Annotated in this window: 21 protein-coding genes and 1 pseudogene; 2 read left to right on the plus strand and 20 right to left on the minus strand. The window is 55.2% G+C overall.

The window, feature by feature from the left end:
* Window positions 1-63: 63 nt before the first annotated feature.
* Genes rph through G9Q73_RS09290 form a run of 3 tightly spaced genes read right to left on the minus strand, consistent with a single transcriptional unit; the run spans window position 64 to window position 2,638 of the window.
* Window positions 64-780, minus strand: coding sequence for a ribonuclease PH (gene rph / locus G9Q73_RS09280; protein ID WP_177419535.1), 717 nt, complete (start codon window positions 778-780; stop codon window positions 64-66).
* 8 nt (window positions 781-788) lie between these two features.
* A complete protein-coding gene (locus G9Q73_RS09285) occupies window positions 789-1,688 on the minus strand; it encodes a PP2C family protein-serine/threonine phosphatase (RefSeq protein ID WP_177419536.1) in 900 nt (299 codons plus the stop codon).
* The gene (locus G9Q73_RS09290; protein ID WP_177419537.1) at window positions 1,685-2,638 is read right to left on the minus strand and encodes a serine/threonine protein kinase; all 954 of its coding nucleotides are present in this window, start codon (window positions 2,636-2,638) and stop codon (window positions 1,685-1,687) included. The genes G9Q73_RS09285 and G9Q73_RS09290 overlap by 4 nt, the downstream gene beginning before the upstream one ends.
* 167 nt (window positions 2,639-2,805) lie before the next feature.
* On the opposite strand from G9Q73_RS09290, the gene G9Q73_RS09295 reads away from it, so the two are divergent.
* Window positions 2,806-3,672, plus strand: coding sequence for a YicC/YloC family endoribonuclease (locus tag G9Q73_RS09295; RefSeq protein WP_177419538.1), 867 nt, complete (start codon window positions 2,806-2,808; stop codon window positions 3,670-3,672).
* 290 nt (window positions 3,673-3,962) lie between these two features.
* Here the strand turns inward: G9Q73_RS09295 and G9Q73_RS09300 are convergent, their stop codons facing one another.
* The 9 genes and pseudogenes from G9Q73_RS09300 to guaB all read right to left on the minus strand — a co-directional run bounded on the left by G9Q73_RS09300 (window position 3,963) and on the right by guaB (window position 17,838).
* The gene (locus tag G9Q73_RS09300) at window positions 3,963-5,171 is read right to left on the minus strand and encodes an ImmA/IrrE family metallo-endopeptidase (RefSeq protein ID WP_177419539.1); all 1,209 of its coding nucleotides are present in this window, start codon (window positions 5,169-5,171) and stop codon (window positions 3,963-3,965) included.
* A gap of 10 nt (window positions 5,172-5,181) precedes the next feature.
* Window positions 5,182-5,439 carry a type II toxin-antitoxin system HigB family toxin gene (locus tag G9Q73_RS09305; RefSeq protein WP_304956586.1) on the minus strand — a complete coding sequence of 86 codons (258 nt, stop codon included), beginning with the start codon at window positions 5,437-5,439 and terminating at the stop codon, window positions 5,182-5,184.
* A 192-nt stretch (window positions 5,440-5,631) separates the two neighbouring features.
* Window positions 5,632-5,904 carry a hypothetical protein gene (locus tag G9Q73_RS09310; RefSeq protein ID WP_177419541.1) on the minus strand — a complete coding sequence of 91 codons (273 nt, stop codon included), beginning with the start codon at window positions 5,902-5,904 and terminating at the stop codon, window positions 5,632-5,634.
* The gene (hhe, locus tag G9Q73_RS09315; RefSeq protein ID WP_177419542.1) at window positions 5,904-11,381 is read right to left on the minus strand and encodes a DUF4011 domain-containing anti-phage protein Hhe; all 5,478 of its coding nucleotides are present in this window, start codon (window positions 11,379-11,381) and stop codon (window positions 5,904-5,906) included. The genes G9Q73_RS09310 and hhe overlap by 1 nt, the downstream gene beginning before the upstream one ends.
* A gap of 20 nt (window positions 11,382-11,401) precedes the next feature.
* Complete coding sequence (locus G9Q73_RS09320) at window positions 11,402-13,117, minus strand: restriction endonuclease subunit S (RefSeq protein ID WP_177419543.1); 1,716 nt, start codon at window positions 13,115-13,117, stop codon at window positions 11,402-11,404.
* A complete protein-coding gene (locus G9Q73_RS09325) occupies window positions 13,114-14,559 on the minus strand; it encodes a type I restriction-modification system subunit M (protein WP_177419544.1) in 1,446 nt (481 codons plus the stop codon). Before G9Q73_RS09325 ends, G9Q73_RS09320 begins: the two co-directional genes overlap by 4 nt.
* Window positions 14,556-14,948, minus strand: a complete 393-nt coding sequence (gene vapC, locus G9Q73_RS09330; protein WP_246345157.1) for a type II toxin-antitoxin system VapC family toxin — start codon at window positions 14,946-14,948, stop codon at window positions 14,556-14,558. Before vapC ends, G9Q73_RS09325 begins: the two co-directional genes overlap by 4 nt.
* 64 nt (window positions 14,949-15,012) lie before the next feature.
* A pseudogene (gene guaA / locus G9Q73_RS09335) lies at window positions 15,013-16,300 on the minus strand (glutamine-hydrolyzing GMP synthase); the annotation flags it as partial.
* A 71-nt stretch (window positions 16,301-16,371) separates the two neighbouring features.
* Complete coding sequence (guaB, locus tag G9Q73_RS09340) at window positions 16,372-17,838, minus strand: IMP dehydrogenase (protein ID WP_177419545.1); 1,467 nt, start codon at window positions 17,836-17,838, stop codon at window positions 16,372-16,374.
* Between the two features lie 251 nt (window positions 17,839-18,089).
* Here guaB and xseA point away from each other — a divergent pair, with 251 nt between their 5' ends.
* The gene (gene xseA, locus G9Q73_RS09345) at window positions 18,090-19,439 is read left to right on the plus strand and encodes an exodeoxyribonuclease VII large subunit (protein ID WP_177419546.1); all 1,350 of its coding nucleotides are present in this window, start codon (window positions 18,090-18,092) and stop codon (window positions 19,437-19,439) included.
* 22 nt (window positions 19,440-19,461) lie between these two features.
* Here xseA and G9Q73_RS09350 read toward each other — a convergent pair whose 3' ends face one another.
* The 8 genes from G9Q73_RS09350 to G9Q73_RS09385 all read right to left on the minus strand — a co-directional run bounded on the left by G9Q73_RS09350 (window position 19,462) and on the right by G9Q73_RS09385 (window position 26,382).
* Window positions 19,462-21,855, minus strand: coding sequence for a Lon protease family protein (locus G9Q73_RS09350; RefSeq protein WP_177419547.1), 2,394 nt, complete (start codon window positions 21,853-21,855; stop codon window positions 19,462-19,464).
* A gap of 2 nt (window positions 21,856-21,857) precedes the next feature.
* Window positions 21,858-22,256, minus strand: a complete 399-nt coding sequence (locus tag G9Q73_RS09355) for a host attachment protein (protein WP_177419548.1) — start codon at window positions 22,254-22,256, stop codon at window positions 21,858-21,860.
* 141 nt (window positions 22,257-22,397) lie between these two features.
* Window positions 22,398-23,843: an aldehyde dehydrogenase family protein gene (locus G9Q73_RS09360; RefSeq protein ID WP_369408867.1), complete on the minus strand. Its 1,446-nt coding sequence runs from the start codon at window positions 23,841-23,843 to the stop codon at window positions 22,398-22,400.
* An 18-nt stretch (window positions 23,844-23,861) separates the two neighbouring features.
* Window positions 23,862-24,059: a hypothetical protein gene (locus G9Q73_RS09365; protein ID WP_177419549.1), complete on the minus strand. Its 198-nt coding sequence runs from the start codon at window positions 24,057-24,059 to the stop codon at window positions 23,862-23,864.
* A gap of 71 nt (window positions 24,060-24,130) precedes the next feature.
* A complete protein-coding gene (locus tag G9Q73_RS09370) occupies window positions 24,131-24,559 on the minus strand; it encodes a DUF1841 family protein (RefSeq protein WP_177419550.1) in 429 nt (142 codons plus the stop codon).
* Between the two features lie 17 nt (window positions 24,560-24,576).
* Window positions 24,577-25,032 (minus strand): DUF302 domain-containing protein, encoded by a 456-nt coding sequence (locus G9Q73_RS09375; RefSeq protein WP_177419551.1) that lies wholly within the window; start codon window positions 25,030-25,032, stop codon window positions 24,577-24,579.
* A gap of 36 nt (window positions 25,033-25,068) precedes the next feature.
* Complete coding sequence (gene nth / locus G9Q73_RS09380) at window positions 25,069-25,701, minus strand: endonuclease III (protein WP_177419552.1); 633 nt, start codon at window positions 25,699-25,701, stop codon at window positions 25,069-25,071.
* A gap of 291 nt (window positions 25,702-25,992) precedes the next feature.
* A complete protein-coding gene (locus G9Q73_RS09385; protein WP_177419553.1) occupies window positions 25,993-26,382 on the minus strand; it encodes an arsenate reductase ArsC in 390 nt (129 codons plus the stop codon).
* Between the last annotated feature and the right edge of the window lie 347 nt (window positions 26,383-26,729).

Raw genomic sequence — 26,729 nt, forward strand, 5'->3', positions numbered from 1 at the left:
GGAGTCATCGCGGCGGGGATTTAGACCCAAGAGATTTGGATAGTTTCGCTGAAGCTGTAGAGTTTAGCCGCTCAAAGCGGCCTGCTGAATCTCAAGCAGTTGCCGGATACCCTGATCCGCAAGATCAAGCATGGCATTAAGCTCATCGCGACTGTAGGCGTCGCCTTCGGCGGTCCCCTGCACCTCGATGAAACCGCCCTTGTCGTTCATCACCACATTCATATCGGTCTCGGCATTGGAATCCTCTGCATAGTCCAGGTCCAATACCGGAGTGCCCTGGAAGACACCCACTGAGACAGAGGCAATCATATTCACCAGTGGATTTCTCTCCAGCAGATCCTGCTCACGAAGATGGGAGATAGCGTCCACCAAGGCAACACAGGCTCCCGTAATGGAGGCAGTCCGAGTGCCTCCATCCGCCTGAATGACATCACAGTCGATGGCAATCATGCGCTCCCCCAGCGCCTCAAGATCTACCGCCGCCCGCAGGGAGCGACCGATAAGCCGCTGAATCTCCAGTGTGCGCCCACCCTGTTTTCCTCTAGCGGCCTCACGCCCCATGCGCTCAGTGGTGGAACGGGGCAACATGCCGTATTCAGCAGTCACCCAACCCCGGCCCTTGCCCTTCAGGAAACGCGGCACTCGCGCCTCCACCGAAGCGGTGCAGATAACCTTGGTGTCGCCAAACTCCACCAGCACGGAACCTTCCGCATGTTTTGTGTAACCACGGGTAATCTTGACAGCCCGCAGATCGGCGGGCTGACGTCCGGAAGGTCTCATTGGATGGGTTACTCCTTAGGTTTTGAGCTGTGATGAATATCGACAACGTCGCGCAACTCTTCGATAGCTTGTTTTATCTCATGCTCGCTGCGTGGCAGATGCGCAGTGCTGGCGGCATTATCCACTAAAGTCATACCCAAGTCAGTGGGTCGAAGGTCGATAGTGCCACGCCGCCAGCGTACAGCCACTACAGTGACATTATCACTCTCCGGCATACCATTACTCTCTGCCAGGGATGAGAGCTGGTTAACGGCTGACTGCAATGACTGATCGGCACGAAAAAATGCCTCCACCATCGGACGCGCCGGCAACTTGCCCCAGAAACCATCTGAGCAGAGCAGCAGGACATCTCCCCCTTCCAGACGGTGCGGCTCCCCAAGTTCCGCTACAGGACGATTGGAGATACCACCGAGACACCGGGTCACGTAGTTGCGAAACCGGTGGGTATGGATCTGAGCGGCGGAGATGATGCCCTGCTGCCGCAACTGCTCCACGTAGGAGTGATCCTCGGTACGGGAGAGGATGACATTGTCACGCATAATATAGAACCGGCTGTCGCCGACATGGGCCCAGAAGGCCTGCCCCTCCTGGATCAGGCAGAGCACTGCAGTGGTGCGTGGTTCAATATGGGGTTCCTGGTCGCGACCGTAATCGAGGATGCGGCGATGCGCCATCTCCATCAATCCACTGAGAAAAACCCGTGGACCGGTGATAGGCTTGCGGCTGGTGAGGAAGGCTCTGCGGCAGGTATCCATGAGGATCTGCGCCGCCATCTCACCACGCGGGTGACCGCCCATACCGTCGGCCAGAGCCACCAGCATGGCATCGGGCGCCTCCAGAATCAGGCAGCGGTCCTGATTCATCCGGCGATTCCCAAGCAGGGTGCAGTGGGCGGTTTCATACTTCATGTAGAGAGACTCCCGCCTTTAATGAACGAACGTCGCGACAGATCACCACCAATGTCATCGAGGCTCTCTTTCAGTTTTGATTTGCCCTGCAGCGCAGTCAGCAGCTCTCCGGCATTTTGCGGCCGCTCTGCCTGGTTTACCTCCATCGCCCAGTCGATCGCCTCCAGTAGGTAAGCGGGATAACGGCGGCGATAGACTCGGGTTGCCGGCTTCAACTTGTTGTCTGCATGACGTTCGATGGCAGAGGGTGGCGACTTGCCGTCCAGACAGGCCCGCATGCTTGCACCTATGGCATAGACATCGCTCCAGGGTCCGACATCACCTGACTGATAATACTGCTCCACCGGGGAAAACCCGCTGGTGACCACCCGTCCACTGCGACCGCCGCCACTCTCTTCCACCTGATAAACCGCGCCGAAATCGAGCAACAGCGGGTTGCCGCCAGTACGCAGATGGATATTGCTGGGTTTGATATCGAGATGCAGCAGATTTCTGGAGTGGATTAGATCAAGGGCATCCAGGATGGGAGGAAAAACCGTCAACATAAAACGGGTACTCAGACCGCCACTGCGTTTTTTTATATAGCTCGCAAGGTTCTTGCCGCGCTCGTGATCCATCACCAGATAGCCGGTATCGTTGGCCAGGAAAAAACCCCGTACCTGCACGATGTTCGGATGCCTCAGGGAAGCAAGCACCTTGGCTTCCTGGTAGAAAAGCCGCCGACTGCGGTTAAGATTATCGATCTGTTTCGAGTTGATGACCTCGACCTGAAGACCCTCCCCACGCTTGGCCAGCTTCTTTGGCAGAAACTCCTTGATGATCACCTCGTCCTGGGTATCCTCGTCTTCCGCCAGATAAATCAGGCTGAAGCCGCCGCTCGCGACCAGTTTCATGATCACGTAACAGTCGAGAACGGTGCCTGAAGGCAAACTGTCGCGGGCTTTTTCCATCAATAAATTTTATTTTCGGGCGTATGCTTTCTTATTATAAGACCGGTTTCAGAAAATAGTGGCTCCAACATCCCGGCGAATCGCATTATGATACACACTTCACGAAATGCTGAACCATTCCTAATATAGCGTTCAGAATAATTGACTACCAACCTCAGGTTAGACAGATGATTAGCAGTATGACCGCTTTTGCGCGGGAAGAGTACCGGGGAGAACTCGGTGTAATGAGTTGGGAGATCCGCTCCGTCAACCACCGCTACCTTGAGGCCTTCGTGCGGCTGCCGGAGGAGTTGCGCGTCCTGGAGACTAAAGTGCGGGAGCAACTGGCGGCCAAACTGGGACGCGGCAAGCTTGACTGCTCACTGAAATTCAAGCCGGGCACCGCCGCCGGGACTGAACTCCACGTCAACCGGCGCCTGGTAAAACAGTTACTCAGCGCCGGTAGCGAAGTCGCCGACATAATTGATACCCAAGCCAATCTGCGCCCGTTTGAGTTACTGCGCTGGCCCGGCGTCCTTGAGGAACAGGAGCGGGACTTCACCCCGGTCACAAGGCAGGCAATGGAACTGCTGGGCCTCACTCTCGACAGTCTGATGGAAAGCCGTCAACGCGAAGGCCGACGACTCGGTGAGATCATCCGGCAGCGCCGACAGGCGATGCAGACGCAGGTGGATCAGGTCCGCAAACTGATGCCGGAGGTACTGGAGAAGGTCAAAGAGCGCATCCGCACGCGCCTGCAGGAGGTCATGGATGAGTTGGACGAAACCCGGCTGGAGCAGGAGATGGCTCTGCTCGCCCAACGGTTGGATGTGGATGAGGAGATGGACCGCCTCGACACGCATCTTGCAGAGGTTGAACGTGTGCTCTCCGCCAATGAACCCGTCGGACGGCGCCTCGACTTTCTGATGCAGGAGTTGAACCGGGAGGCCAATACCCTGACCTCCAAGTCGAACGATGTAAAAATCACCCGCATCGCGGTGGAGATGAAGGTTCTCATCGAACAGATGCGGGAACAGATCCAGAATATTGAGTGAGTTTCAGCTTGTTTCTTTTTGTTTCAACACTGCTGTCCCGTTAGCTCCCTCTCCCACAGGGAGAGGGTTGGGGTGAGGGATTCATCCTGTCCTTCTCCCTGGGGGAGAAGGGATTGCTCCGATGATGATGTTGCGTGATTTCATGTCTTTAACATCTTCGATCAGGCTGGGTGTTCACAAAACCAGTAACTTATCGACTATTGCGATCATGTTAACGGGACAGCAGTGAAAGATGATGGCAGATTTTTTTGATTGGCATACTACTGGTGCACTTGGTAACCAATATCCTATCAAAGATGCTCGCTCAGCCTCTCTCTAATTTTTTCTCTGAACAGTTTTCCAAATAGCATGTGATTATCATGTCCATGCCGTAACCGACCCGCAATGATGCAGGGCGAGATGCTTAAATTACGTGCCAAAGCTCTCACGGAGTCAGGATCAATAAAATGGAGACTCGACCATGCCTCACGAGGCACCAGCGACTCCTGAGCCAGCGCATCGGCCTCACTCTCTTTCTTATCCACACCGACAGCGTCAAGATCATCGATAAACCAGGTTTCTGTACCATCGAGATGCATCGCAATATGCGCCAGCTCATGCATCAGCGTGAACCAGAAGTTATCCAGCTTGTCATGGCGGAGGGTTAGCGCAATGACGGGATTGCCGTTGGCGTTCACACAAACTGCGCCATCTAGATAGGTCTTGGGCAGATGTTGCTCGATAATCAGGTGTATACCGTGGCGGTTCAGGTACTCGATGGCTAACTGAGGGCCCTGCTCTGACCATGAAAGCTGGGTGAGTTTCTGCATCCATTCACGATCGACGGTACCCTTCTCATAATTGGTGGGTAACTGCTCTTCCTGTGCTTTCTGCAACACACGAACTTGCCAGGCCCAGAGTGCATAAGGATCTGTCTTCTTATCGTTGGAGCGCAGATGGGCGGTACTTCTCAGCATGGCTGGCTGCAGATCAAAGCCACTGGGTACGCTCGAAAGCAGTTTGCTTACCTTCTCGGCTGCATATTCACGCAACTCCTGCAGGGTGCCAGTGAATCCCTCAAAGTAGCCGCGTTTACGCATTTCACTCAGCGGGAAGGCCTGCCAGTCAATCCCACTCTCGTTAGCCAGTTGCTGTACTGGTTCCCGAATCAGTACTTCGGCGGGAATACCCAGGCCAGTAGAGAGCTTACGGATCATATTGAGGCTCAGCTTGCGCTTGCCATTGAGCACATCGCTTGCTTTGGATGCTGAACCAAAGTAAGGGGCCAGGTCTTTATTCCTCAGCCCCTGTTGCTCCATGCGAAACTTAATCGCCTCAATGGGATCAGGCGGATCCATCGGGAACTGCTGCTGCTCATAACGCTCGATCAGGAGCGCCAGCACATCCAGTTCGTCTGCCTCACGACTGCCAAGAGTGGGCGCAGCATCCATCAGGCTCATTAGACGCGCCAAGGCCTGCTCATGCTCCTGCTCTGATTTGATGACTTTGATATGGTTCATTGCCCTCTCCCTAAAAGCACTTCTTCTCATAATCAGCATGTGTTCCCACCCACTCGACAACGACAATGCCTTTTTGATACCGCACCTTAACGACCAAGCGATAGTTGTTGCCCTTGATATTGAAGATGACCCGGTTATCGGCCAAAAAACTGGCGCTGCAGTATCGATCCTTGATGTCCTGGGATGTATTCCATTCACTCAACTCAGTCTCGCTAAACCATGCATCCAGGGCACTCTTGGCTGAAGCATGCTTTCGAGTGAACTTCATCAACTTGTCTCGTCCTAAGACCTTCATAGACGCCCTTTATTCCCAATATGGGAATAATAGCAAATATTCCCATATTAGGTACTTATAAATTTACCCACATCGTATAACAGAAAAACACCACGACAAAACACTATCTCTTTGTTTTATAAGTATTATTCAACTCGCAGAGACAAATTCATCCAGTCGAGCATATCAATCCCACAACCCACATTCGTATAGCTGCAGCTGATTTTCTTTGCAGTGGGGGCATATGAGTGCCGCGCCCTCCTCCGACTCAATAGGGGTGAGTTTTCGGCTGGCACAACTGCTGCAACGCTCCTGTTGGGTGGTATCGCGGGAGTTGAGCAGGGCGTGACAACGCTGGCACTGGTAGATGCCGAACCCTTGCCGCATCATGCCGCTTCCTTCTAACAAGGAGTGGCTCTGGTAGCCACAGGGGCAGACTGCTGCGTACATCTCCCCCATCAGGCCTCATCCATAGAAGCATTGATGATGTCGAAAACCTGCTCCAGGTACTTTCCTGCTTCTGCCGCCTCCGTCGCTTGTCGAATGTAAGACGGAAGTGTTTCAAGAAATTCTACCTTGCTCGTCGGCGTAAATTCCATGAGCGCTTCGAGCATCGAAGGTCGCAGTAGCCGCTTGTTTTCGGGAGTCTCAGGAAACGCCCTGCGAATCACCTCTTGATCGAAGCGAATCAACTTGTCTTTGAGACTCGATTCATCAAAGGCAAACAGATCAACCTGGGCTTCTTCGATTTCGGCATTTTCGATGATTACCTCTATCTCATCAACCTCTGACTCAATCTCTGTCTCAACAGGCATAACAGCGGACTTCAGATCGTGAAGCTCCCGAATAATCGGCCGCAATTCACCATGGGGATTCTTGAACCAATCGGTTGACCAGATACGGCGAATATTCCATCCAAGACGCTCCAGGATTGTCTGACGAAGCCGATCCCTGTCTCGTGCGGACTTCGCGGAATGATAGGTCGCGCCATCGCACTCGATGCCCATCAGGTAGCGGCCGGGGTTACCGGGATCAATTACCGCCACATCGATGAAGAATCCCGCAACGCCAACTTGAGGTATGCATTCAAAACCTTCATCACGCAGCGCGTTCATCACAGCAATCTCAAAATCACTGTCCGGGCCTCGCCCAGTCTCCCGCTCAGTCTTGTGGAGAATTCCAGTCTCACAGAAGCTTAAGAAGTCGCGCAAAGCCTGCACACCGCGCTTACTTGTTGCCCCGGCAACAATGTCATCTGACCCCATGGAGCTGAAAATATGCATCCGCTTCTTTGAACGGGTAAAGAGCACATTGAGACGCCGCCAGCCCACGTCCGAGTTGATTGGACCAAAACGCTGGAATACTCGCCCGCCCGGCTCTTGTGGGCCGTAGGTCATCGAGATAAAGATCACATCCCGTTCATCACCCTGAACGTTCTCAAGGTTCTTGACGAACAGGGACTCGCGCCTTGTCGAATCTTTATCCAGCCGCTCCTGGAAAACAGTATCGTCTTTTGCCAGCGTCTCTATCGCTCGCTCAATCTGTAAACGCTGTTCCGCGCTCATTGCGACGACGCCCAAGGTTTCATCCGGGCGATGCCTGAAATGCTCTCTGACAGCCTCGGAGATGATCTTTGCCTCTTCCATATTACGCCTGTTCACGAAACAACCGCGCGACACCCGAGAATAGTGAACACCATAGTTCTCAGTCTGTTTATGCGGCGATGGAAAAAGAACCAGGTCGCCCTCATAGAACGAGTGGTTAGAGAAGGCAATCAGGCTTTCATGCTGTGAGCGGTAGTGCCAGCGCAATCGTCGAGCAGGGAACATGGGGAGCGTCGCATCGAGGATACTCTCAGACTCCTCAATGCCCGTTGGGTCATCCTCATCGTCTTCGATGATACGATCAAAGAAGCTTGTCGGCGGCAGCTGTTTTGGGTCACCAACCACCACCAGCTGCCCACCTCGCGCCACAGCACCGAGTGCATCCTGCGGTTTGATCTGGGAAGCCTCGTCCATCACCACCAAGTCAAAATCTATATCGCCGGGCGCGAGGTATTGGGCAACGGACATCGGCCCCATCATGAAACACGGCTTCAATGCAACCAGCGCGCTGCTCGCCCTTTGCAGCAATTGCCTGATCGGTATGTGCCGGGTTTTCTTACTGCATTCACGCTCCAGCAGAACCCGTTCGGTAAGCTCGCTCACTCGCGCCGCCATTTTCCCTGTTGGAATCTTGGTCTGATCGATCTTCCAGGCGATCTGCTCACACTGCAGCAGCTTGAGCCGGTTGTCGTACTCTTTAAATTTATCCTGCAATGCCTCCTGAGAATGACCGGAGAACCTGCCAAGTTCCGGATCTTCCCGCAGGATTTCTCTCGCCAAAACATCGAAGATACCCGCCTGGTAGGCCTCCTCAACCTGCTCGATCTCGAATTCGCTGCGTTCAACGCCATCAGCAAGTCTACCCAATCCCAAAGCTTCCACCTGGTCACGCACGCGCACATAGTCGAGCCAGTTCTGCAACGTCTCCCCATTATCCAGCGCCAGCTGATTCCGGAGTATCAGATCGTCCAGCCGGTCACCGGAATGAACAGTCCACCCCTCCCGGTCCAGGCAAACCACGGCTGCAAAGGCATCATAGGAATCCTGCTGCGAAGCCATCGTGACTCGCAATTGCTCGGCGTGTGACGCCAGGGACACGAAGGTCGATTCGGCTGGATGTCCATAGATGTAATCAACAAGTGTCTTATTGCTCAGATGTCCATCGACACAGGCCGCAAGCGCCAGGGTATTGCGTAACATGAAGAGGCCAACGGTATTATCGACACCCACCCCGGCCTTCAGGCCGAGCCTTCCCTGGAATAGCTTTCTGTCGAAATCAGCTTTCTGCCACTTATCGACACGATGCTTCAGCATCCCGATCTGCGCAATGCGGTCAGCCAGATCCGTCATGGTGAGTGAATCGTCACTGGTCAGGGAACCGCAGGCGCGGATGGCTTCATTCACCGCACTCAGCAGGCGTGGAATCGCGCCCCCCTCTCCGACCAGCAGCGTATCGCCATTGCGCAGTTCTGCGACCGGTGCAAACACCTCTTTCAAACTACCCAGATCATCCAGCAGGTCATTGAGTTGCGCCTGTACACCCCGCTCAGCCAATGAACGCACCGCCTTGGCGATGTTCGGTGACAGCTCCAGGATCGCATCACCCAGCGGCACCTTCTGCCCGAAGCCGACGCCATACTGCTGGCGAACGCGTTTGTACCAGGCTCTCAGCGACTCCAGTGCAGCGAGGTCCGTCTCCAGCCCCTGCAAATGGTCGCCAACTGCTTCTTTGTAGCGCGCATTCTCCTCTAACTTCCGGCGCTTCCCGACAAACGTCGCCAGGTCATCCAGATGCAGCGCCAGACTGGGGTACTTAAGCTGAACGTTTGCCGCAAAGCTCAGCACCTGCATGCGTGCCGTCCGCCAGTCGCCCTTGAACCAACGAAAAATCCCACCGGAGGCAAGCGTAGCCGCAAGTTGGCGAATTTCACTCTCATCAGGCACGCTTTCAAGGGTGAACACACCATAAACGGTGTCATGCAGCCCCTGCAGCTTTTCGAGTTCGGAGCGCAACTGGGGCAACAATTCGTCCAGCTCTTCGTTATCGAAAAGATCATCTCGATGCTTCCAGTGGGAGGGGTTCAGACTGGCAATCAGTTCGATGACCGTTTTGAACTCGGTCAATCCTGATTCGCTGACGCTCAGATGCCTGGCAGCCGGCTCACCCAAGGCGGACAACACTCCCTGCAACGGCTCATCGAGCTGTCCCAGCTGATCCTCGATCGCGGAGAGGCGATTGATGGCTTCGGCCAGATCACCCATCTCGACACTCTGACCAACCAATTTCTTCAGCTGCTCACTGCCTGAATGCAGCTGATCCACGACGGAAAGATCCTGCAATATCTCCGGGCCGATCATCTTGCTCAGGGAGGCGTACTGTTCCTGTATATCCTCAAACAGCTTCAGATAGCGTTGTGTCTTCTGCAGCACGCCACTGCGAAGGACAGGAAGCCGCACCAGAACCTCGTCGCCTTTCAGTGCCGGAATGCTCTCCAGCTCACTCAGAAACGCCTGCGCATCAGTCAAGGTTTCTGCGACTGTCGATATCTCACAACCAAGCGTATGGGCAATTTCTCCCCGCTGAGCACTCACCCCTTGCAGAGATTCCTGCCACGCGCCCAGAGCCTCTTTCACCCGATCCAGATCGAATATCTGCAGGTCCCCATTGCGTACGCCGTACCACGGGTGGTCCTGCAAAGCAGCATCGTTATCCAGCTGACGCGCTACTGCCTGGTAGACCTTGCAATAGGCCTCTACCTGATCCTCGTTGCGGCGCTGTGCAGCGGCATCGTAATTACTGCCGTCATAGCCCTCGGGATGAAGCCCTTCCGGATTGATCCCGATCGCATTGCGATAGCGGGTTGCCGCCATGAAGATCTCGTGCAGCGTTTTGCCGGTGTTCTTCCATAGCCGATTGATCTTTTCCGCGTGGGTCTTGAGCGCCGTCTTGAGTTCTTCATACCGCGCTATATCCACCTCAATATCTTTCGGCTTGCGGTAGCGCCCGTTTTTCTTCAGGCGCTCACCAACTTCATCCAGAACCTTGCGCTTCTGTGACTTGTGGCTGTGCAGTTCCAGGCAGAACTCGCCAAGCCCCGCGTTATCGAGACGACTGCGTACCACCTCCAGCGCGGCCAGCTTTTCCGCGACAAACAGTACACGCTTGCCCTGCGCCATGGCGGCGGCGATCAGGTTGGTAATGGTCTGTGACTTGCCGGTGCCGGGCGGTCCCTCAATGACCAGGTTCTTGCCATCGACTGCGTCGATCAGGGCGCTGTGCTGCGAGCTGTCGGCATCATCGATCAGTGGATAGTTGGCATGGATCTCATCCATCTCATCGATGATGTACTCCTCGCCAAAGCCGTGACCACCGGCTGGCTCATCCTGCCCGTAGCCAGACAAAAAGCTCGATACCACCGGATGATCCACTATATTGGCATCTTCGGGCCAACGATCCGGATCAAGATCCAGATACATCAGCAACTTGCTGAAGTTGAGCAACGCCATCGAAATGTAGCGGCGCATGCGCCAGCGTGGTTGCTTGTCTTTGATCAGCGCCTGGACTGCACCAAAATAGTCCTCTGGCACCGTATTCTCATCAAGCTCCGGCAGGGCCATGGCAAAGTCGGCGCGCAGTTTTTCCCGCAGCGACAGATTGGGAATAAGGTCCTCACCCGAGTAGCTCAATGTGTATTCGTAAGTCCGGGTATCTTTGTTCAGCCTGCCCTTGTGCAAGCGGACCGGGACCAGAAAGAGTGGTGCAATGCGTGGTTTATCTGAGCTACTGGAGTCGTACCACTCCAAAAAGCCAAACGACAGGTAGAGGATATTCGCCCCCATCTCCTGGATTGCCGACTCAGCCGACTGCAACAAACTCTTGAGCCGGGCCTCCATCTCGTAGGGATAGAGCAAGGTCTGGATGGCGGTATCCGAGTGTTTGCCTGAGTCACCCTCGCCAGAGGCTTCAGGCACCTCGTAACTGGTGGCAAAACCGAGATGCTTTGCCCACTCTTCTGCAGAAGGATCATTGCGTAGCCGAACCAGCTGCTGGGTTTCCTCATCAAACTCCAGATAACCCGCTGCGATCAGCTCCTCTTCGGTCGGCTCGGAAATAGCCTCGAAGCGCATCTCTGTATCCGCCAACAGAGTTTCCACCAGCTGATTGGGCAACTCATCGATGATGCGCAGGCTGGCGCTCTTGGTGTGGCGAAAATTGATCAGGCGATTGCGGGCTGTCAGGTCCAGCAAGCGCATACGCAGGTTTTCGAGCGCCCTGTGTGCCGGCGACTGATCAATGGCTTGGTGCTCGGTATTATTGTTGTCGTTTGGCATGACGCTGATCCTGTCTTGGATTATGCAGCGGCTATCTGTTGAACGATGGCGTCGGCATAGCGGGCGGCTATGTCGTTTTTGTTACGGATGCTGGCTTCCAGCTGGACGCAGAGCGCCATCAGTCCATCGACCTTGGCGACGATACGGTGTTGTTCAGCTACTGGGGGAACGGCAACGGGCATTTTGTTGAGTATGCCGTGGTTCAGGTTGGTCATAGTTGTTCCCACCGAATTTCCGCCAAGATACATGCGTACATGTTCACTAGAGAACAACATCAATACGAAACGACGATTCACATCTGGATGAAATCTCAGGACGAAACTTCCCGTACCGCACAGCCACCCTTCTCCTTCCGTTTCTACTAACGCGCATCGCCCCATTTCACCACGCCTCGCCATAACAATGTCATTGGCAAATAGCTTGTAGGAGCTTAATTCGCTCGCTTTCTCTATTGAGACTGAAACGGAATCATCTGGTACGACCTTTCCATCAATCATGTGTGATGGATTGATCAGCGGCGTTCCGCCTGAAACGTAATCTGATTTGTGCACCATTGAACCAAAAGGCCCCGTCGCGACTTCGTTAGAAAAGTCCGAAAAACGTGTGAGCATCCAGTTAGTGGGCGCACAAAACATTTCCTCTTCTTTCGCAATAGGAGGCAACTGTTTTGTTTTCTTGATCTTATTCTCTAATCGAAGTAGTTCTTTATTCGCAGATATTCTGTCAATCAAGACCGAAGCAGATTCTTCATCCAGATTCTGCGCCACCAACTTCCCCTGCACAGCCAGCTGAAGAATGGTCTGGCGCAGGGCCTGGACGGATTCGAGGGTGGTGTATAGGTCGGCGAAGTTGTCGCGGATGCGGTGCCAGGCGGTTTGGGTGGCGGCGGTGTCGCTAGCCTCGGTGAGCGGATGGTGGACGGCGCGAATGAGACGATGGTGGGTCGCGGCCCGGGCGTTGCGTTCGGTCTCCAGCTGGTCGCAGAGGGCGATCAGTTCGTCGACCTTGGCGACGATGTGATGCTGTTCGGCTAGTGGGGGGATAGGAGCTTGGAGTGCCCTCAGTGAGGTCGCATTAACATTTGGTTGTCCTGTACCAGCACTTTTTGCGTAGAGCTGTGACCAATAAAGGGGAGTTTCCATAAATATCTTTAGATATTTTGGGCACATGAGTTCACTAGGAATAGCTCGTATCAAGTAGGATGCGAAAACAGCCTTTACTGATAGATTTTCAACAATATACGTTTTCCCTATTGTGCCGCCTGTGCGAGCAATAAGAATGTCGTTTTCATTGAGCGAGTTTGCTTTGTAGCTTTTCTCATTGATTTCACATCCGGGAACAGAATTCCAATCGACTTTGTTATTCTGAATATCGGTTATTCGGAGTAAACGTATGCCCTTTTTATTATGGTCAGCTGATGCTGTATAGCCATAATGTACGGTATAAGTAATCTCATCGAGGATTGACCAATTCCACGATTCTGGCAAATCAAAGGCGGGGTCTAGTATTTCGCTAGAAGGTAGCTTCTTTAGTTTTGCATATCGTTTTTCAGCCATATTCGCAGTCTTTCTATCCCTGACTTTTTTTAAAAACTCTGAAGCTGGCTCATCGTTCGGGTCTTGCGTCACCAACTTCCCCTGTACCGCCAACTGCAAGATCAACTCACGCAGCTTCTGAATACCATTAGGTGCATCAACGAAATGACCGAACTGCTGGAGAAACTGCTCATTGGTCATGCGTCATGCTCCAGAGCCTCGGCAAGCTGGGTTTTGAGCTGTTCCTGAATGTCAACAATCGCACTCTGCAATCCCTGGTACTGGGCCAACAGCTCGTCGGGGTCTCCGGGACCTTCATCGGCATCATGGGGGTTCTTGATATCAATGTTGTAGTTGTTGGCCTTGATAGTGTCGACACTTACTCGCCAAGCCTGTTCATTCTCTTCACGCTTCTCCCACCAGTCTTTCTCCGGTTTGAACTCCTGAATGCGCATGGGCTTGGTCTTGGAATAGAACTTATAACCTGCTGGATAGGGGCGCTCGTAGTACCAGATCTCTTTGGTCGGCTCACCCTTGGTGAAGAAGAGCAGGTTGGTCTTGATGCCGGTGTAGGGGTTGAAGACGCCGTTGGGCAGTCGGACGATGGTGTGCAGGTTGCACTCCTCCAGCAGCTTCTCTTTGATGCGGGTCTTGTTACCCTCGCCGAAGAGGAAGCCGTCTGGCAGCACCACGGCGGCGCGGCCATCCTGCTTGAGGCGGCGCATAATGAGCACCATGAAGAGGTCGGCGGTCTCGCGGGTACTGAAGCTGCCAAAATTCTTTTCGATGCCGTCCTCTTCCATACCGCCAAAGGGTGGATTGGTGACGATAACATCCACTTCATCCTGGGGGCCGTAGTCACGCAGGGGGCGAGTGAGGGAGTTGTCGTGGGCGACTTGATTAGGCACTTCGATGCCGTGCAGCAGCATGTTAGTGGTGCAGAGCAGGTGGGGTAGCTGTTTCTTCTCGACACCGTGGATAGCCTGTTGCAACTGCTCCCGGTCTTCAACGCTTTTCACATAGTTGTTGCGCAGATGCTCTATTGAGCAGGCGAGGAAGCCACCGGTACCGCAGGCGGGGTCGAGGATCGATTCGCCCAGTTTGGGATCAGTCATATCGACCATGAACTGGGTGACGGCGCGGGGCGTGTAGAACTCACCGGCGTTGCCGGCGCTCTGCAGATCTTTGAGGATCTTCTCGTAGATGTCGTTGAAGGTGTGGCGGCCGGCGCTGCGATTGAAGTCGATCTCGTTGAGCTTGTTGATCACCTGACGAATCAGGGTGCCGTTTTTCATGTAGTTGTAGGCGTCTTCAAAGACGCTCTGCACCACAAAACCCCGTGGCGTGTTTCCGGTGTGGCTGGTGAGCTCCTTGAGTTTGCGGAAGAGATCGTCATTGATGAAATCGAGCAAACTATCGCCGGTAATGCCTTCGGGGTCGGTGGCCCAACTGCTCCAGCGCAGATGTTCCGGGATAGGGGATTGGTAGTCATCGTAGGTGAGTTCAAGCTCCTGTTCCTGGTCATCGAATATCTTGAGGAACAGCATCCATCCGATCTGGCCGATGCGCTGGGCATCGCCATCGACACCGGCGTCTTTGCGCATGATGTCCTGGATGGATTTGATGACGGAGGTAATACTCATGTGTTGATGGTTTCCAGTTCACTGTGGCGGGCCAGATTTTCAAAGTCACGGTCGTTGTGCAGTAGCGGCACCCCGTGCTCGATAGCTGTGGCGGCAATGATGCAGTCGTTGGTCTTGCGGATGGTCAGCCCCTGTTTGCGCAACTGTCTAAACAGCTCGGCGGCCTGAATGAATGTGGATTCGGCCATGGGCAAAAACAGCAACGGTTTGAGGTGCCGCCTGACCTGCTGGCACTGCCTTTCGTCACGAATGCCTTGCAGGGTCTCGGTCAGGATGATGCCGCAGATAGCGATGTCGCTGCCGTCGAGGATACTCTGTTCCAGGTGGCGCACCTGAGGAGTGTCACGGCCGGCAAAGAAGTCGATCCAGACGCTGGTATCAACCAGCATCAGGCCGGGCCTTCGTCTGGGATGTCGGTACGCATGGCCTCCAGGTAGAGTTTCTTCCAATGTAGATAATGATCCTGCTTATACGGCGCAGCAGGTCGCATACTCTTTCTTCACCTCACCGAGAATACGCACCGACCCCGGTCAGGAAGGGATAGCGGTAGATCATCTCGTAAGACGAGCCGAGTTCCACACCGATCTTACGCACTTCGTCGCCCGAAGAGTTCACGCAGAGGTTCGATCAGTTCCAGCTTCATGTAGTCAGGCAGACCACCCACATTGTGGGTGGGACTTGACGACATGCGCCTTGCCGATTTTGCGCCAGCAGCAGATTCGATCACATCAGGATAGATGGTTCCCTGGGCGAACTCGGCATCATCAGTTTGCTCGCCTCCTCCTCGAATGTCGATAAAAAGATTTGCCGATGATCTTGCGTTTCTGCTCGGGATCAGAGACCCCTTTCAACGCCTTGAGGAAGCGATCCTCTGCATTGATCCTGATCACCGTCACACCCATGTGCTCGGCGAAGTCGCCATGACCTGATCCCCTTCGTGCAGACGCAGCAGACCATTGTCGACAAAGACACAGGTCAGCTGATCACCGATGGCTTTGTGTAACAGCGCCGCCACCACGGAGGAGTCGACGCCGCCAGAGAGTCCCAACACCACCTGTTTGTCACCCACCCGCTCCCGGGCATGGTCGATGTTCTCCTCGATGATCTGCCCTGAGGTCCAGAGTGCCTCGCAGTCACAGATCTCAAACAGAAACTTGTCGATGATGCGCTTGCCCTGATGCGTATGGGTCACTTCCGGGTGAAACTGCAGGCCGTAGAAGCCACGCGCCTCGTCCGCCATACCGGCCAGCGGCGCGCTGCCGGTCTCACAGATGACATGAAAACCTTCCGGCAAAGTATCGACCCGGTCGCCATGACTCATCCATACATCCAGCAGACCATAACCCTCTTCGCTGGTGTGATCCTCGATATCCCGCAATAGTTTGGAGTGCCCCCGTGCGCGCACCTGTGCATAACCATATTCATGTTTGTCGGAAGGGGTCACGCTGCCGCCCAGCTGGGCCGCCATGGTCTGCATGCCGTAGCAGATGCCCAATACCGGCACGCCCAGTTCGAATATCTCTTGGGGTGCGCAGGGCGATTCGTCAGCGGTGGTCGTTTCCGGCCCGCCTGAGAGGATTACCCCAGCAGGTTTCTTCCCGGCCAGACCCTCATCCGCATTATCATAGGGATAGATCTCGCAATAGACACCCGCTTCACGTACACGTCGGGCGATGAGTTGGGTGTATTGGGAGCCAAAATCGAGGATCAGGATTCGATGGGCGTGGATGTCTGTGATCATAATTACTTAATCCGGAAAATGAGAAACCGCGAAGGGCGCAAAGCACCCTTCGCGGTTATAAGTACCTGCTATCAGTCGCGCCGGTAGTTCGGTGCTTCCTTGGTGATGGTGACGTCATGCACATGAGACTCGGTCATGCCCGCATTGGTCACCCGCACGAACTCCGGCTTGGTACGCATCTCGTCGATGGTGGCGCAGCCGGTATAACCCATGCTGGAGCGGATACCGCCGATAATCTGGTAGATGATGCTCAGAGCGGTTCCCTTATAAGGAACCCTTCCCTCGATGCCCTCCGGCACCAGCTTCTCCTTGTCCTGGGTATCTTCCTGGAAATAGCGGTCGCTGGAACCCTGCTTGCCCGACATGGCGCCCAGAGAGCCCATGCCGCGATAGGATTTGTAGGAACGCCCCTGGAAGATCTCCACGTCACCAGGGGACTCATCGGTACCCGCAAACATGCCGCCGATCATCACCGAATAGGCGCCTGCCGCCAGTACCTTGGCAATATCACCGGAGTAGCGCAGACCACCATCCGCAATCAGCGGCACGCCGGTGCCTTCCAGCGCTTTGGCGACATTTGATACAGCCGTCACCTGGGGCACGCCCACACCGGCAACGATGCGGGTGGTGCAGATCGACCCGGGACCGATTCCAACCTTCACCGCATCCGCACCTGCATCCGCCAAGGCGCGGGCGGCAGCTGCAGTGGCGATATTGCCGCCGATGACCTGCACCTGTGGATAGTGCTTTTTCACCCAAGCCACCCGGTCGAGCACACCCTGGGAGTGACCATGGGCGGTATCCACCACGATGACATCGACGCCTGCCGCAGCCAGCAGTTCAACGCGCTTCTCGGTGCCGGCGCCCACTCCGACTGCGGCGCCCACCCGCAGGCGCTCCTGATCGTCACGGCAGGCATTCGGATTGTCTTTCGCTTTCTGGATATCCTTCACGGTGATCATGCCGCGCAGCTTGAAATCGCCGTTCACCACCAGCACCTTCTCGATACGGTGTTTGTGCAGCAGGTTGAGCACCTCATCCCGGTCGGCACCCTCTTTTACCGTAACGAGGTTCTCCTTACGGGTCATGATATTGCGCACCGGATCATCCATCTTGCGCTCGAAGCGCAGATCGCGGCTGGTTACGATGCCGACCAGATCATCGCCATCCACCACTGGCACCCCGGAGATGTTGTTGGCCCGGGTCAACTCCACGACCTCGCCAATACTGATATTCGGCGCAACGGTGATCGGTTCGCGGATCACCCCACTCTCATACTTCTTGACGCTTGCGACCTCCTGGGCCTGCTGCTCTGGCGTCATATTTTTGTGCACGATACCGATGCCGCCCTCCAATGCCAGCGCAATCGCAAACTTGGATTCAGTAACCGTATCCATCGCCGCAGAGACCAGTGGGATGCTGAGCTCGATGTCGCGGGTAAGCATGGTGCGCAGATCCACATTCTTGGGCAGGACCGTGGAGTGCGCCGGCACCAGCAGAACATCGTCAAAAGTAAGGGCTTCCTCGATAACACGCATAGTTTTCGTTTCCGGGTGGGGTGAACTTAGCGGGGCATTATAGAATTTGACGCCAGACCGGTAAACTGGATAGCCTGACGAATGGTAAAAATAGCGGTAAAAATCGAATATTGAACGATTATTTCCCTGAAATCAGGGGTTCGCGGCAGGAAAAACCGTCCCGAAAGAGTGGAAAACACGGAATCGTAGGTGTCGCGATTGATGCGGTTCGTTGTACTCACCACATCCTACTCATCAAGTGACAGCAGGCAATGCAACCAGAACGCAATAATCAACGCGACATCTATACCATCTCCCGTCTTGTCCGGGAGACCCGTGCTGTGCTGGAAGGCAGCTTCCCGCTGCTCTGGATCGAGGGTGAGATATCCAACCTCGCAAAACCGGCCTCCGGGCATATCTACTTCTCCCTGAAGGACGAGGCAGCCCAGGTACGCTGCGCCATGTTCCGCATGAAGCGGCAGCGTCTGCGTTTTCAACCGGAGAACGGTCAGCAGGTGTTGATCCGCGCCAGAATCAGCCTCTACGAGGCAAGAGGGGAATTCCAGCTCATCGCGGAGCATATGGAGCCCTCCGGTGAAGGGGCGCTGCGGCTCGCCTTCGACCAACTCAAACAGAAGCTGGCGGATGAGGGACTCTTCGACAGCCGCCACAAACAGCCACTGCCCAGCCTGCCGGGACAGATCGGTCTCATCACCTCGCCTTCAGGCGCCGCCGTGCGCGATCTGTTGACCGTGCTGCAACGGCGCTTTCCGGCGATACCCGTGGTCATCTATCCGGTGGCGGTACAGGGCAGAGAGGCCCCGGCACAGATCATCCGCAAAATCGAACTCGCCAACCGCCGGGCCGAGTGCGACCTGCTGATCCTCAGCCGTGGAGGCGGTTCCCTTGAGGATCTGCAGGCCTTCAACGATGAGCAGGTGGCCCGTGCAGTCTATGCCTCCAGAATTCCACTGGTCACCGGCATCGGCCACGAGATCGACTTCACGATTGCCGACTTCGTCGCTGATCAGCGGGCCGCCACACCCTCGGCTGCCGCCGAGCTGGTCAGCCCCGATCAAGCAGCCTGGCGGCTTCGACTGCAGCGTCTCCAGCAGCAGATGACCCTGCGCTGGCAGCAGCAGTTCTCAAACTACCGGGAGCGACTGGAGAGTCTGTCGGGACGACTGGAACGCCAGCACGTCGGGCAGCGCCTGTTGCAGCGTAGCCAACGCCTGGATGAACTGACTCAACGGCTGCATCAGATCCAAAGACAACTGGCGGAGCGGCAACAGAGCCATCTGCAGAGCCTGCAGACCCGTCTTCTGGCCCAATCACCGGAGTGGCAGATCGAACGTCTGAAGTTCAGCCACAAGACACTGCAGTCACGCTTGCGCCAGCAAATCGAAGGGAAGATCGCCGGACAACTCAACCGTCTGAGCCAACTGGCAAGGGATCTGCATACCCTGAGTCCACTGAATACCCTGGAACGGGGTTATGCCATCGTCTCCCGCGAGAAGGACGGCCAGATCATCCATGCAGCAGCCGAGGTGGCAGTGGGTGATACAGTCAAGGCAAGAGTCGCCAGGGGGCAACTGATCTGTCAGGTAACCTCCGTCGGTTAACCCGGTAGCGGAATCAAACCGCTCACTCCCCAACCGTGTGACCAGACAGGGACAACCTCAAGGCAAACCACTCTGCCAAGCGCGCCTGAACCTTGCCGTTGAGTGTCTCCTCTGAATAGATCCCTTGATCATCCGCCACTCCGGCGGGTAATCCCGTCAGCAACTCCAGCGCCTGCTCCACATGCTTTACGGCATACACATGGAATTGCCCCGCTTCTGCCGCCTCGACAACGGCGCGCTTCAACATCAGATCCCGCATATTCGTCTCGGGAATAATGACACCCTGTGTACCATCCAGACCCCGTTTGTCACAGATATCGAAAAAACCCTCAATCTTCTCGCAAACGCCGCCAATCGGCTGCATCTCACCATGCTGATTGACGGAGCCGGTGATCGCCAAAGACTGGCGGATTGGAATATCCCCCAGTACGGATAAAAGCGCACATAGTTCACCGGCGGAGGCGCTGTCTCCCTCCACTTCTCCATAGGTCTGTTCGAAAACCAGGGTGGCGGCCACGGAGAGTGGCTGATAACGCGCGTAGCGGCGATTGAGATAAGCCGCCAGGATGAAGACGCCCTTGCTGTGAATGGGACCGCCCTGATCCACTTCCCGCTCGATGTCGATGACTTCACCGCTGCCAATCCGGACAGTGGCACTGATTCGATTTGGCAGACCAAAAGCGTGATCACCCACCTGAACCTCGGCGAGGCCGTTCACCCGTCCCAATTGAACGCCGTCAGTATCGATCATGAGGGTGCCCTTCAGGATCTCCTCCTGCATCAATTCACAATATTGACTCACGCGGCGCAACTGCTGCTGTATGGCCCACTGAACATGCTCGACCCCGATCGATTCACTGCCGAGCGCTTCTGCCCTGTAATCCGCTTCTTTCAGCAGATCCAGCAGACTGCCGATGTGCAACGACAACTTTTCACCGTTCCCGGCATTTCTGGCGGCCTCTTCGATGAGGCGCTGAACCGCAGCCTTGGTAACGGGACGCAACCCCTCCTGTCGCTGCAACGTCGCAATAAGCCGCGCAAACATCTCATCGTTACCGTTCTCCCGTGGCAGTGACTCGGAAAAATCAGCCACCACCTTGAAGAGTGTGCCGAAGTCAGAATCGTAGGCCTTCAACAGATGGTATATCTGACGGTCACCGATCAGCACCACTTTAAGATCAATCGGGATAGGATCGGGTTCCAGGGTGATCGTGCTGAGCATGCTGAGTTGCCGCTCCAGCGGTTCAATACGAATCTCACGAGCGTTCAGTGTGCGTTTCAGAGCATCCCAGGCAAACCCATTCGACAGCAACTTCTCGGCGTCCAGCACCAGAAACCCGTCGTTGGCCCGGTGCAGCGCACCAGGCTTGATGAGGGTAAAATCGGTGGCCAGCGTACCCATGCGGGCCTGGTGTTCCACCCTGCCCAATAGATTCTGATAGGTGGGGTTGGGTTCGTAGATAATCGGCACCGCCGGTCCATCCCGGTTGTCCACCAACAGATTGATCCTGTAACGCGTAAAACGGGGATCATCTGCCTCGATAAGATTCCCCGCTTCATCTTCGTTATTGAGAAAGCGCTCGAGGTTGTCGAGTACGTCCGACCTGACCTGATCGAGATAGCTGACCAGTTCCGCCTGTTCCACATATTTGCGGGTCAGTTCACCCACCAGCCGATTGACAACCAGCTCGGCCACCTCCTGCTCCAGCGCCTTGTAACGCACGCGCATCTCGCGCTGCCATAGTGGAATCTGCCCCAGGGTATCCCTGAGCTCCCGGTGAAACGCCTCGATTTTGGACTCTATCTCCGCGCGTTCTTTCTCCGGCAGTTCCCGAAACGCCTCGGCACTGAGGATCTTGTCGTCCTTCAACGGCACCAGCGAGTAGCCGTTGGGCGAGTGGAGTAAGGCAATGCCCTGCTCCCGGGTCCTGTCACCAAAATCCGCAGCTATCTTCTCTTCCTGCTTCTGCAACGAAGCGGTGATCTCCTCGGCCCGGTGACGAAACTCTTTGCTCTGCAGTGCCGCCGGAATTGCGCCCAGCAGGTCGCCCACCAGAACCTCCATATCCTGGCGCAGCATCCTGCCCATACCGGGAGGCAGGCAGAGGGTCTGCGGTTGATTGGGATCATCAAAGTTGGCGACGTAACACCAATCGAGTGAACATTTGCCGGCAGGCTGACTGAGCCTGTTCAGGGTATCGGTAACGACCCGGTGACGCCCCACGCCGGTGGAACCCATGACGTAGAGGTTATAGCCCTCATGAGAAATGCCCACACCAAAACGGAGCGACTCCAATACCCGTTCCTGCCCGATGGTTTCAAGGAGGATCTCAAGGGTTTCAGTGGTGCTGAAGTCAAGCCCGCCAAGCTCACATGCATGATAGAGCAGGGAGGCATCGAGGGACTTGATATCCATCGTCAGAGATATTCGGGCAGATGTTTCCTGATCTGTGCCGGATCCATTGCCGCGAGGTTTTTATCGACCTCACCGAGAATCATCTGTTTCAGTGAATCGCTTTCATGCTTACGCAGCATGCCAAGAAAAGCGGGGGCCGCCAGCAGATAGAGCTTGCGGAACTCGCCGGTTTTACGTCCCGCCTCAAGGGTGGCGCATACATGCGCGGCAAAACGATCGGCACCGTCCTGCTTGTGTTCATCCGGCTCCCCTTCAGGTTTGTCAGAAATGAGATCACCTTCATGCAGACGTGCCTCAGGGTGGCTTAGTGTCTGGATCTCCTGCAAAGACCCGGCGGACTTATCTACTGTAAAAATTCTTGCACGGCTCGCATCTGCTGCAACTACCCAAGTTATCGACATATTGAACTCCCCTGTTATTTTAATTGAGCGACTGCCTACTACCTTCAACCAGACCGTATCAATACGGCCCGATCAAGCTGTCTCTACTTAAAGATTAAACCCGTTTGCATCAACTGGCTATTGCGCGAAATCAGGAATCACTCAGATTTCCGTTGAACGAATCACCATCATCTTCTCCACCTGCATATCCCGCATGGAGTGAGGGATGCCGCCAACCCCCATCCCCGACTGCCGCAGACCCGCAAACGGCATCCAGTCAACGCGAAAGGCAGTGAACTGATTGACCATCACGGCAGATGCGTTGAGGCGACGGTAGGCCCGCAACGAGGTCTCAAGACTCTTGGTGAAGATTGCGGATTGAAAGGCATAGGGGAGAGAATTTGCCCGTTCGAGGGCCTCATCGAGGTCGTCGTAACTGTAGACGCAGATCACGGGACCAAAGACCTCCAGCGTGCTGACTTTCGCATCGGCTGGAGGATTGAGCAGCACAGTGGCGGGATAACAGGTCTCGGAGATCGGCTCGCCGCCGCAGAGCAGTTCCGCCCCAGTCTGCACGGCTTCAGTCACCCACTCATGGATGCGCTCCACTTCACGGGGACGGATCAAAGGCCCGATGGCTGTTGCCTCCTGCACCGGATCACCCACAGCCATGGCACTGCCCTCTTTCGCCAGTCCCTCGGCAAGTTGCCGCGCTATCGATCGCTGGGCGAACACGCGCTGGACGGAAACGCAGACCTGGCCGGCATGGTAGAACCCCCCCTTGGCCAGCAGCGGCATGGCATCATCGAGATCCGCATCCGCAGCGACGATTACGGGCGCCGCCCCCCCGTGCTCAAGCGCGCAGCGAGTGCCGGGATAGAGCTGTGAACGCAGCCACCAGCCCACCTTTGCACTGCCGATAAAGGAGAAGAAATCGACCCGAGGATCGGTCACCAACTTGGTAGCCACCTTATGGTCACTTGTCACCAGGCCCTGTACCCATCCCTCGGGCAGTCCGGCTTCCAGCAGGATCTCGATGAAGTGCATGCATGAGAGTGGCGTATCCTCCGCCGGTTTCACGATCACAGGGCAGCCTGTGGCCACCGCCGGTCCCACCTGATGCACAATCAGGTTCAACGGGTGGTTGAATGCGCTCACCGCCACCACCACGCCGATCGGTTCGCGACGGGTAAATGCGAGATGTCCCAGGGAAGCGGCGTTCACCCCCATCGGTATCTCTTCGCCGCCCTCGGTGCGCAGGGTCTCGATGCAGATCTGTATGCCGTCGATGGCGCGGGCCACCTCGACCCTGGAATCCAGCAGTGGCTTGCCGCCTTCCCGTGCCGCCTCCAACGCCAACTGTTCGGCCCGCTCCTGCATAATCTCACCGGCACGCCTCAGGATGATGATGCGCTCGGCAGCCGTCAGCCAACCATCCCGATTCTGAAACAGGGCGTGGGCCTTGGCCAGCGCCTGATCGACCCCCTTTTCATCCAGCGTGTCGATGGTGGCAATAGGTGACTGATCGTAGGGGGCAGTGATCTCCAGGGAACCTGCCGGCTCGATATCGCCTGCAATCATGTGGGGAAAGTGGGGTAGCTGATTCACGAAATCTCTCCGTATGTTCTACTTTTGTTCAGGCCGTTTGCGATTCATATACGCGGTCAGCGCTATCGCACCGAAGAGCGCATAGAGCACTGCATCCTGCTCCTCTGCGCCGAACCAGATCGCGCCATAACCGGCGACCGCTGCCCCCAATCCGCCAAAGGCAAAACCACGCATGACGCGGCAGAGGGTGCAATTCATGTGGTTGGTTTTCGGCATTTAATGCTGTTTGTTCAGAAGTTTAGTTGAAGTTGGAACTAGAGACTCCCTGAAGCAGTTCAGGACAGACACTAAATGACAAGGCGTTTGACGCATTCGAGATAGGCCTGCTCATCCGGCATCCGCTTGTTGACCTGCGCCTCCCAAAGCATATGCGCGAGACACTCCATCAATTGGTGTTCCGCCTCGTGGGCATCTCCAATACGTTGGGTCAGCCGTTGGTAGAGCCCGGCGACCCCATTCGGACGATCAGTGGAGAGTTGCTCCTGCAGACTAATGTGCATGCCCATATGCAGAAACGGATTGCTCTCACCGTCTTCCGGCAGAAACTCCCGGCTCAATGCTGCTTCACGGTCGTCCAGCAGTTTATGGTATTCAGGATGTTCAGCCACTACGGCAGCGATCATCTGTTCAAGCGGCTCCAGTGGTTTACCCTGAATCCGCTTCTGCCAGGCATCCACAAAGACCTGCCGGATCTGATTTCTATCGCTGCCAAACACAGAATAGGAATTCCGGGTCAGGGTCTGGTCGAAACACGGGCGAACTTGGCCAATATACCGGTCATCTTCTTCTTGACCTTGGGTCGATTATCGATCCCGAAACGGTTGAGCATATAACCCGGACGAGTATAGCTGAACCAGACATGGCCCTCGGCATCCTTCCAGACCAACACCTTGAGCGGCAGGTCGAGGCCGACCCGTTGATCGCTCTTCATCAGGGGAGTCCCCGCCTTCGGACTGCCGAAGATCAAGAGTTGGGTCGGACGTAGCGTTTTGCCTATTTTCTCCGCCCCTTTGGCGTGGTCGATACGCGCGAAGACCCGCATGCCTGCCGTTTTAACCACCGTCTCCAGACGATCCATGGTCTTCTGCACGCCGAATTGACTGCGCATGTTTACCAAGCCGTTTCCAGCTTGAACGCTGGCTGACAACAAAAAGAAAAAGGCGAAAAGAGAGAGCGCTATTCGATGCATTGGTAAAACTCCTAAAAAGATTTCAACCCCGTAGATTTACGACGTCTTCTCCTTGAATTCACAAAGATCCTCAATCACACAGCTGCCGCAACGTGGTTTTCTGGCGACGCAGGTATAACGCCCATGCAGAATAAGCCAGTGGTGGGCATCCTGCAGGAAGGCTTCTGGTGTCCAGCGCAGCAGTTTTTTCTCCACCTCAAGCGGCGTCTTTCCTGGCGCCAGCCGGGTCCGGTTCCCAACCCTGAAGATATGGGTATCCACTGCCATTGTGGGCTGTCCGAAAGCAGTATTCAACACCACATTTGCAGTCTTGCGGCCAACACCTGGCAGCGCCTCCAGTGCTAGTCGCCCATTCGGCACTTCACTGTCGTGAATATCGATCAGCATACGGCAGGTCTGGATGATATTTTTTGCTTTGGAATTGAACAGTCCGATGGTCTTGATGTACGCCTTCAAACCCGTTTCGCCAAGTTCTAAGATCGCTTCCGGCGTATTGGCAACCGGAAACAGGCGCGCAGTTGCCTTATTGACGCCCTTATCCGTCGCCTGAGCAGAGAGGATCACCGCCAGCAGCAGTTCAAAGGGGGTTCGATAGTTGAGTTCGGTAGTCGGATTTGGATTAGCCGCCTGCAGGCGCTCGAAAATGGCCTGCCGTTTTTCCTTATTCATGAGGCAATATTAAAGGCTGGCAAATCGAAGTTTTCCTGAATCATGTGCCAAGCATGTAGGCCCGATCAAGCGTAGCGGATCGGGCATCCAAACTATGGAAGAACGATATAGGTTGCCGGTTCCGCTACGCTTGAACCGGCCTTCTACATGCTGCCGTTTTTCCTTATTCATGGGGATAATAATAAAGGTTCAAGGTAAAAGGCTAAAGGTGGCCGTACCAAATAGACAGACCGAGATGCTTCGTCATTCCCGACGCTTTTCGCCTTTCGCCTTTCGCCTTTTACCTATCCCTTAATTAATCCGCGTCAGAAGATCCAGCACCCGGTGTTCGATCTCATCCCTGACCACGTTGAACTCGTCCGGCGGCAGTGTTTTGGGATCAGGAAGATCCCAGTCTTCACGGATTAACGCCGGAATATGGGAACATCGATCACCGCACCCCATGGTGATAACAAAATCGAACTGCGCATCGGGCAGGTCACTGAACGATTTGGAGTGGTGTATCGTCAGGTCGCATCCCTTCTCCTGCATCGCGGCAATCGCCTTGGGATTGACCTGGCCACTGGGATTGGAACCGGCACTGAAGGCCTTCAAATGGTTACTGCCATGCAGCCGCGCAAAGGCCTCAGCCATCTGACTGCGATTGGAATTCTCCACGCATACAAATAGAACAGCTTTCATAACTCCCCCTTAGTTTTATTATTTCCGATCAGACTGCTGCCAGGCTCACGAATGCCGCGAAAAACTGGCAGGCATGCCTATTGCGTATATTGACAAGCCTGTGGCTCGATTGTTCCGGTTATCCCGCCGTCCATTCGAAAACATGCTTTTGAGCGCAAAGGCTTACCATGTTGTTCTGCCAGACATTGTAACTGTAGAGTGACATCTCGATTACCCCTTTTTGAGGCAGTAGAAGAGCGAAAAAGATTTTTTCCAATATTGAATCGCAGCGACGAAAAAAATAGGGCGCCCTATTTGCGCGAAGACAAATGCGGTGCCATCCCCAGCGGTCTGAACGCGCTCTCAGC

It is taken from the genome of endosymbiont of Lamellibrachia barhami, from assembly GCF_011947365.2.
Classification (GTDB): Bacteria; Pseudomonadota; Gammaproteobacteria; order Chromatiales; family Chromatiaceae; genus QGON01.